9 protein-coding genes are annotated in these 7,969 nt (G+C 68.4%); 2 read left to right on the top strand and 7 right to left on the bottom strand.

The window, feature by feature from the left end; all coding sequences use genetic code 11:
- The 7 genes from ACRDUX_RS05625 to ftsH all read right to left on the bottom strand — a co-directional run.
- Positions 1–877, bottom strand: an 877-nt coding sequence (locus ACRDUX_RS05625) for a DUF6779 domain-containing protein (RefSeq protein ID WP_526411824.1), incomplete at its 3' end; no start/stop codon positions are given.
- 78 nt (positions 878–955) lie between these two features.
- Entirely contained in the window at positions 956–1,432 is a 477-nt protein-coding gene (locus tag ACRDUX_RS05620) for a DUF3180 family protein (RefSeq protein ID WP_526411822.1), read from the bottom strand.
- The gene (folK, locus tag ACRDUX_RS05615; protein WP_526411820.1) at positions 1,432–1,947 is read right to left on the bottom strand and encodes a 2-amino-4-hydroxy-6-hydroxymethyldihydropteridine diphosphokinase; all 516 of its coding nucleotides are present in this window, start codon (positions 1,945–1,947) and stop codon (positions 1,432–1,434) included. Before folK ends, ACRDUX_RS05620 begins: the two co-directional genes overlap by 1 nt.
- Positions 1,944–2,324, bottom strand: a complete 381-nt coding sequence (folB, locus tag ACRDUX_RS05610) for a dihydroneopterin aldolase (protein ID WP_526411818.1) — start codon at positions 2,322–2,324, stop codon at positions 1,944–1,946. The genes folK and folB overlap by 4 nt, the downstream gene beginning before the upstream one ends.
- Positions 2,317–3,150 (bottom strand): dihydropteroate synthase, encoded by an 834-nt coding sequence (folP, locus tag ACRDUX_RS05605; RefSeq protein WP_526411816.1) that lies wholly within the window; start codon positions 3,148–3,150, stop codon positions 2,317–2,319. Before folP ends, folB begins: the two co-directional genes overlap by 8 nt.
- On the bottom strand, positions 3,147–3,779 hold the full coding sequence (gene folE, locus ACRDUX_RS05600) for a GTP cyclohydrolase I FolE (protein ID WP_526411814.1): 633 nt from the start codon (positions 3,777–3,779) through the stop codon (positions 3,147–3,149). The genes folP and folE overlap by 4 nt, the downstream gene beginning before the upstream one ends.
- Positions 3,780–3,797: 18 nt before the next feature.
- Positions 3,798–6,152 carry an ATP-dependent zinc metalloprotease FtsH gene (gene ftsH / locus ACRDUX_RS05595; protein WP_526411812.1) on the bottom strand — a complete coding sequence of 785 codons (2,355 nt, stop codon included), beginning with the start codon at positions 6,150–6,152 and terminating at the stop codon, positions 3,798–3,800.
- Between the two features lie 130 nt (positions 6,153–6,282).
- On the opposite strand from ftsH, the gene ACRDUX_RS05590 reads away from it, so the two are divergent.
- Both ACRDUX_RS05590 and ACRDUX_RS05585 read left to right on the top strand, forming a co-directional pair.
- Positions 6,283–7,206, top strand: coding sequence for an alpha/beta fold hydrolase (locus tag ACRDUX_RS05590; protein WP_526411826.1), 924 nt, complete (start codon positions 6,283–6,285; stop codon positions 7,204–7,206).
- Between the two features lie 39 nt (positions 7,207–7,245).
- Positions 7,246–7,969 (top strand): SIMPL domain-containing protein (locus ACRDUX_RS05585; RefSeq protein WP_526411810.1); only part of this gene is annotated, 724 nt, incomplete at its 3' end.

Raw genomic sequence — 7,969 nt, 5'->3', positions numbered from 1 at the left:
GGGGTGGCGGTGGCGGTGGGGGTGGAACCCACGGCCCGCGGACGTCGGGCGTCGGGGCGGGTTCCGGTGCGGGGCTCGGCTCGGGTGCGCGTCGCCGACCCTCCTCCCGCGACGGTGGCTCCTGGCGCGGCGCTCGCCATCCGGTTTCGTCGGGTTCGGGTTCCGACGGCCTGCGGTGTGCACCAACTGGGTTCTGCAGGGACCATTCGTCATCCTGCGGCTGCGATACCGCGGGCACGTCGATGATCGGGCTTTCCTCGGTTTTGGGGTCGGTGTTCGCGTCGAAGTCCTCCGACGCCTCGGTGTCGATGCGGCTGCTGATGACCCGCCCTGGACCGATGCTCCGGTCACCGCGCTCCTGCGCCGCACCACCCTGACCGACGCTGTCCCAATCCCCGAACGTGTGCACCGTGGTGCGCTCGGTTTCGATGGCGGGCCGACTCTGCAGATCGGTGTCGAAGATCATCTCGAGATTCGCCCGCAGCGCGGCCAGCTCCGCGCGCAGTGCCGCCACTTCATCGGAGGTCTCGGCGCGCAGTTCCGAGGCAAGCTCGCGCCGCAGCTGCGACTCGATCGAGAGCTCGTACTCGCGACGCGCGGAGATCTCGCGATCGAGTTGCAGGTCGTACACCAGCTTGAGGTCGCGCGACTTCGCCTGGTCGATGTCGGACTGCCTCCGGTAGATGAAGGACACGAACGCGGCGACCACCGCCGCCCACAGCGCGACGATGACGGCAAGCTTGAGAAGTTCGACCTTGTTGGTGAAGACCAGCGCCGAACTGGCCACGATGGCGAGCACCAGCAACGTCGTCAGCAGCAACGAGCCCGGCCTGCGGTTTCCGCGGCGAGCGCGGGCCCCACGAGTCGGTTCGGTCATGCGCCGACTGTACCTGTGACACGCCGCATCGCGTGACGACCGCTTCGGCGATTCGTCCTGGTCAGCTGCTCACGGCAGCTATCCCGGGGCACCGTCGGCGTCCTCTGGTGGTTCGTCCGGCGACTTGCAGCAATGCTGGAGCCACAGCGCACTGATCACCAGTGCCAGCGCACTCACCGCCGCCACCACGGCGCCCGTGCTGCCCTCACCCGCCACCCTCAGGACGCTTCGGTTCGGGACGAAGAAGGTCACGACGCCCAACCACCAACCGAGTGCGAGCGCACCGACCCATGCCGACGCCTTCGCGATCATCACGGCACGTGCCACGGCGAGCGGGTGCAGCCAGCCCGAAGCGTCGCCGATCTTGCCCGCGCGGATCTTCGACCTGACGTGGAAACCCCAGCCTGCCTCCGCCGCCGCCACGACGAGCAATGACAGCCCCGTCCACACGGTGATCGGTGGGAACGACCCGTAGAACCGCGCCGCCACCACGTAGCCGACGACCGCGACGAGGACCGCGCCGACCGCGAGGTCGCGCTTGCGCGTCGGCCCCATCAGATCACCAGCGCGAGGTCGACGAGGCGGACCCCGCCCCGCTCCGTCGCATCCAATTCGGTCAGCAGCTGCGCGACGGGTCGGGCCGCACCGTTCACCACCAGGGTCGCCGCCGGGTCGGCGGCGAGCCACGGGGTCAGCACGAAGGCCCGCCGGTGGGCGTAGGGGTGGGGCAACGTCAGCACCTCGTCGGCACTGGACACCTCGCGTGCGCCGTCCCGGCAGCAGATCACGTCGACGTCGAGTGTCCGTGGCCCCCAGTGTTGTTCGCGTTTTCGGTCGGCCGCTTGTTCGAGTTCCTGACCTCGCCGTAACCAGCCGTGACAGTCGAGCGACGGGTCGTCGGCGATGAGCACGGCGTTGAGGAACGGCCCCTGCTCGACCCCTCCCCACGCGTCGGTCTCGTAGACCGGCGAAACGCCGCGCACGGACGAGCCGAGACCGTCGACGACCGACTGCAGATGCGCAAGACGGTCACCGATGTTGGAACCGATCGAGAGCACGACGGACGTCATCGGCTGCCGCTGCCGTTGCGCCGCGACCGCCGCGCCACCACCGCCACGTCGGAGAAGGTGAGTGGGATCGGCGCGTCGGGCTTGTGCACGACGACCTCGACGGCGTGCAACCGCTCGTCGGCCATCACCGCGTCGGCGATCTCGGCGGCGACCGTTTCGATGAGGTTGCGCGGCGGTCCGGCGACGACGTCGGCGGCCAGCTGCGCCAACGCTCCGTAGTCGACGGTATCGGCGAGGTCGTCACTCGCCGCGGCGGCGGCGAGGTCGAGCCAGACCGTGACGTCGACGACGAAGTCCTGACCGTCGCGCCGCTCGTGGTCGAATACGCCGTGGTTGCCGCGAACGGCCAAGCCGCGCAACTCGATTCGGTCAGTCACGATGCTGCTCACCCTCCCACGCCTCGACGACCTTGAGGGCGTCGACGGATGCCTGCACGTCGTGCACGCGGACGCCCCACGCCCCGTGCATCATGGCCAATGCGGAGATGACCGCGGTGGCGGTCTCCCTGCCGTCCGGCGGCCGCACCTCGCCGTCACCGTCCGCGAGCAACGTTCCGAGGAAGCGCTTCCTGGAGGCGCCGACGAGCACCGGGATGCCGGTGCCGACGAACTCCGGCAGCGCTGCCAACAGCCTCCAGTTGTGCTGGGCGGACTTCGCGAAACCCAGTCCGGGATCGATGATCAACTTGGTCGGGTCGACACCCGCGGCGACCGCTGCGTCGACGCTTGCCAGCAGCTCGTCGCGAACGTCGGTCACCACGTCGCCGTACGCAGGCACCGCGTGCGGATCGTCCGGGTCGATCGAGCGCCAATGCATGAGGATCCACGGCACGCCCGCCTCGGCGACCAACGACGCCATTGCGGGATCGGCCCGGCCGCCGGACACGTCGTTGACGATCTTCGCACCGTTCTCGAGCGCCGCGCGTGCGACGGCCGCGTGCATCGTGTCGATGCTGACCGTGACCCCTTGTCCGGCAAGTCCCTTGATGACCGGCAACACTCTGGCGCTCTCGACGGCCGCGTCGATCCTGGTGGCTCCCGGGCGCGTCGACTCACCCCCGACGTCGACCACGGCGGCGCCGGCGGCGACGAGGGCGAGTCCGTGTTCCACGGCGCGGTCACGATCCAGGAAGAGACCACCATCCGAGAAGGAGTCGTCGGTGACGTTCACGACCCCCATCACCTGCACCCGCGTGGCGTTCACTTGCGCAGAATGAGATCCAGCGCCTCGGCACGCAGGGTGGAGTCGGTCTTGAACTGCCCGCGCACCGCCGAGGTCGTGGTGGTGGCTCCGGGCTTGCGGACCCCCCGCATCGCCATGCAGAGGTGCTCGGCTTCGACGACGACGATGACGCCGCGCGGATCCAGCTTGCGCATCACCGCGTCGGCGACCTGACCGGTGAGCCGCTCCTGCACCTGCGGCCGCTTGGCGTACAGGTCGACCACCCTTGCCAGCTTCGACAAACCCGTGACCCGGCCGTCCACCCCTGGGATGTAGCCGACGTGTGCGACGCCGTGGAAGGCCACCAGATGGTGCTCGCAGGTGGAGTACATCGGAATCGACTTCACCAGCACCAGTTCGTCGTGCTGTTCGTCGAACGTGGTGTTGAGCATGTCGTCGGGATTGCTGTACAGCCCGGCGAACATCTCCCGATACGCCCTCGCCACACGGGCGGGCGTTTCGAGGAGGCCTGGACGCTCCGGGTCCTCGCCGATCGCGTACAGCAACTCCCGGACGGCCTTCTCGGCGCGCTCCTGGTCGAACTCCGCAGGAACGAAGGGGTGCGAATTGTTGACCGTGGTGGAGTTCGTCCTCGAACCGGGCTTCGTCATCGGAGCCTTTCGCTCATGTCAGCCGGGTGGCGGCGTGGCGGGCCCGTCTTCGGAGCCCTTGTCGTCGTGCGGGTTCGGCGCCTGCGGGTTGACCGGCGCGTTACCCCGTGGGCCGGGATGCTGTGGCTGCGGGTACGGCTGATACGGCGGGTAGGGCTGGTTGTACGGCGGCGGATAGCCGTAGCCACCCTGGTTCGGCGGCGCCCAGCCGGACGGCGGTGCTGGCGGATACTGGCCCGGATTCTGCGGCGGCCAGCCCGGCGCGTGCCAGCCTGCGGGTGCCCCGTAGTTCGGCTGTGTGGGTCCAGCCGGTGCGCCATTGGGGGCCGCGCCGTTGGTGGGACCCGATCCGTTGCCATGCGAACCGTTGGAACCGTTCTTGGCATCGGCCGCCTGGCTCGCCGCGGCGATCGACGCCTTGAAGGCGGGCTCGGGCATCGGCGGCGGCCACGGCTCGCCACGCTCGATCGCGAGTTCGCCCGGTGTCTTGATCGGCGGCTTGTCCGACGGCACGCGGCCACCGAAGTCGTCGAACATGGTCAGCCGGGGACGCTTCTTGACGTCCTTGAAGATGGCCGCGAGCTCGGCGCGGTGCAGCGTCTCCTTCTCCAGCAGTTCGCCCGCCAGGATGTCGAGCACGTCGCGATATTCGGTGAGCACGTCCCACGCCTCGGTGTGGGCGGCCTCGATCAGCTTGCGCACCTCGTCGTCGATGTCGCGCGCCACCTCGTGGCTGTAGTCGGCCTGGTTGCCCATGGTGCGGCCGAGGAAGGGGTCACCGTGCTCGGTGCCGTACTTCACCGCGCCGAGCTTGGAGCTCATGCCGTACTCGGTGACCATGGCGCGAGCGATCTTGGTGGCCTGGTCGATGTCGGACACCGCGCCGGTCGTCGGCTCGCGGAACACCAGTTCCTCAGCGGCGCGGCCACCCATCGCGAACACCAGGCGCGCGATCATCTCCGAGCGGGTCATCAGGCCCTTGTCGTCCTCGGGCACGGCGACGGCGTGACCGCCGGTGCGGCCGCGCGCCAGGATGGTCACCTTGTAGATGGGCTCGATGTCGGGCATCGCCCATGCCGCCAGCGTGTGGCCGCCTTCGTGGTAGGCGGTGATCTTCTTCTCGTGCTCGCTGATGATGCGGCCCTTGCGGCGGGGGCCACCGACGACACGGTCGACGGCCTCTTCGAGTGCCGCCCCGGCGATGATGGTCCCGTTCTCACGCGCCGTCAGAAGCGCGGCTTCGTTGATGACGTTGGCCAGGTCCGCGCCGGACATCCCAACCGTGCGCTTGGCCAGTCCGTCCAGGTCGGCGTCGTCCGCGATCGGCTTGCCCTGCGAGTGCACGCGCAACACGGCACGCCTGCCCGCGATGTCGGGGTTGGACACCGGGATCTGCCGGTCGAACCGGCCGGGCCGCAGCAGGGCCGGGTCGAGGATGTCGGGCCGGTTGGTCGCCGCGATCAGGATGACGCCCTGGCGCTCGCCGAAGCCGTCCATCTCGACCAGCAACTGGTTGAGCGTCTGCTCGCGTTCGTCGTGCCCACCGCCGAGGCCTGCGCCGCGCTGGCGGCCGACGGCGTCGATCTCGTCGACGAAGATGATGCACGGGCTGTTCTGCTTGGCCTGTTCGAACAGGTCGCGCACCCGGGAGGCGCCGACGCCGACGAACATCTCGACGAAGTCGGAACCCGAAATCGTGAAGAACGGAACTCCCGCTTCGCCGGCCACGGCGCGCGCCAGCAGGGTCTTGCCGGTGCCGGGCGGACCGAACAGCAGCACGCCCTTGGGGATCTTGGCCCCGAGCGCCTGGTAGCGGCTGGGGTTCTGCAGGAAGTCCTTGATCTCGTACAGCTCTTCGACGGCCTCGTCCACACCGGCCACGTCGGCGAAGGTGGTCTTGGGCATGTCCTTGCCGAGCTGCTTGGCCTTCGACTTGCCGAAACCGAAGCCCATCCGGCCGCCGGTCTGCATGCGGGAGAACATCACGAACAGGCCGACCAGCAGCAGCAGCGGCAGCATGTAGATCAGCAGCGAGCTGAGCAGGCTGCTCTGGTTGACCACCGTGTTGGTCTTCGCGTTCTTCGCGGTCAGCGCGTTGAACAGGTCGACACCGAACCCGTTGGGGTACTTGGTGATGATCTTGTCGCTGTTCTCGGTGTCGCCGTTGCCCGACTTCAGCTCCAGACGGACCTGCTGTTCGCGGTCGTCGATCTGGGCGCTCTTGACGTTGTCGGCGCTGATCTGCGCCATCGCCACCGATGTGTCGACGGGTTTATACCCGCGGGTGTCATCGCTGAAGTAGAAGAAGGACCAACCCAGCAGCAACACCACCGCGATCGCGGTGAGGGTGCGGATCACGTTTTTTCGGTTCATCGATGTCATTCGCCGGCAGGTGCGAGCCGGCCCGGTCCTTCCAATGAGCGCAGTTGAGAACTTTCAGGCTACCGCTATGCCAACGATCAGCAGTTCCCACCGTGAGATCCGCGTGTGCTTTGGTGGATCGGTGCTCACCCCGACCCTGCGGTCAGTCCGAACCAACGGCGTCACCCTGCGGATTCTCGAGGCCGGCGAGCGGGGTGCACCCGTCGTGGTGCTGGCCCACGGCTTCCCGGAACTCGCGTATTCGTGGCGCCACCAGATCCCGGCGCTGGCGGCGGCCGGCTATCACGTCATCGCCCCTGACCAGCGCGGCTACGGCGGTTCGTCGCGCCCCGGTGCCGTCGAGGACTACGACATCGTGGCGCTGACGGGTGACCTCGCGGGCCTGCTGGATGACGTCGGCGCCGAACGCGCGGTGATGATCGGCCACGACTGGGGTTCGCCGGTGGTGTGCAACTTCGCGCTGCTGCACCCGGACCGGGTGGCGGCGGTGGCCGCGCTGAGCGTGCCTCCGGTGCCGCGGGCGACCGAACCGCCGACCCGGATCTGGCGCCGGCTGGTCGGGGACGGGTTCTTCTACATCCTGCATTTCCAGGAACCCGGGGTGGCCGACGGGCAGATGGCCCGCGACGTCCGCGACACCATGGCGCGGATGGTCGTCATGCAGGGAATCACCGCGCCGGCCACCGAGTTGGCCGACCAGCCGCTGCCGCCACTGCCGGACTGGATCAGTTCCGACGAGTTCGACCACTACGTGGCGGCGTTCGAGCGGACCGGGTTCACCGGCCCGCTGAACTGGTACCGGAATTTCGACCGGAACTGGGAACTCACGGAGGTGACCCCGGCCACGACCATCGCCGTGCCAACCCTGTTCCTGGCCGGCAGCGCCGACCCGGTGCTGACGTTCACACCGCGCCACCGCGTGCACGACGTGGTCACCGGCGACTACCGCGAGGTGCTGCTCGACGGCGCCGGGCACTGGTTGCAGCAGGAGCGCGCGCAAGAGGTCAATGCGGTGCTACTGGAATTCCTGGCCGGACTGAACTGATCTAGCTGGGCGAACCGGGGCAGCCGCTAGGGTGCGAACATGCCCCTTGCACACCGTGCACCGGTCCGAATCTGCCTCGCCGCGATCGCTGCGGCACTTGCCCTGGGTGTCACCGCGTGTGACTCCACGCCGCCGTCCCCGAAGTCCTCCGACGCCAGCGCGACACGGCAGGTGACGGTGGTCGGGAGCGGCAAGGTCCAGGGCACCCCCGACACCTTGACGGTGTCGGCGTCCATGGAGGCGACGGCGCCCGACATCACCGCGGCGCTGAACCAGACCAGCCAGCGTCAGCAGGCGGTCATCAACGCCCTCGGTGGTGCCGGCATCGACAAGAAGGACATCAGCACCTCGCAGGTGTCGCTGCAACCGCAGTACAACATCGACGGCTCCACCATCTCCGGGTACCGGGCCGGCAATTCCATCGACGTAAAGATCCGCAAGGTCGACACGGCGTCGAACATCTTGGCGCTCATCACCAACAACGGCGGTGACGCCACCCGGATCAACTCCGTCACCTACTCGATCGAGGACGATTCGCAGTTGGTGAAGGACGCCCGCGCACGTGCCTTCAACGACGCGAAGGACCGCGCCGATCAGTACGCGCAACTGTCCGGACTGTCGCTGGGCAAGGTCATCTCCATCTCCGAAGTTTCAGGGTCCCCGGGCCCCAACCCGCCCACCCCGACGCCGATGCCACGCGCCGCGATGGCCGAGGCCGTGCCGCTGGAACCCGGTCAGCAGACCGTCGGGTTCTCCGTGACGG

The organism is Mycobacterium sp. (genome assembly GCF_050701675.1).
Taxonomy (GTDB): domain Bacteria; phylum Actinomycetota; class Actinomycetes; order Mycobacteriales; family Mycobacteriaceae; genus Mycobacterium.
This window is presented reverse-complemented; position numbering and strand designations above follow the sequence as displayed.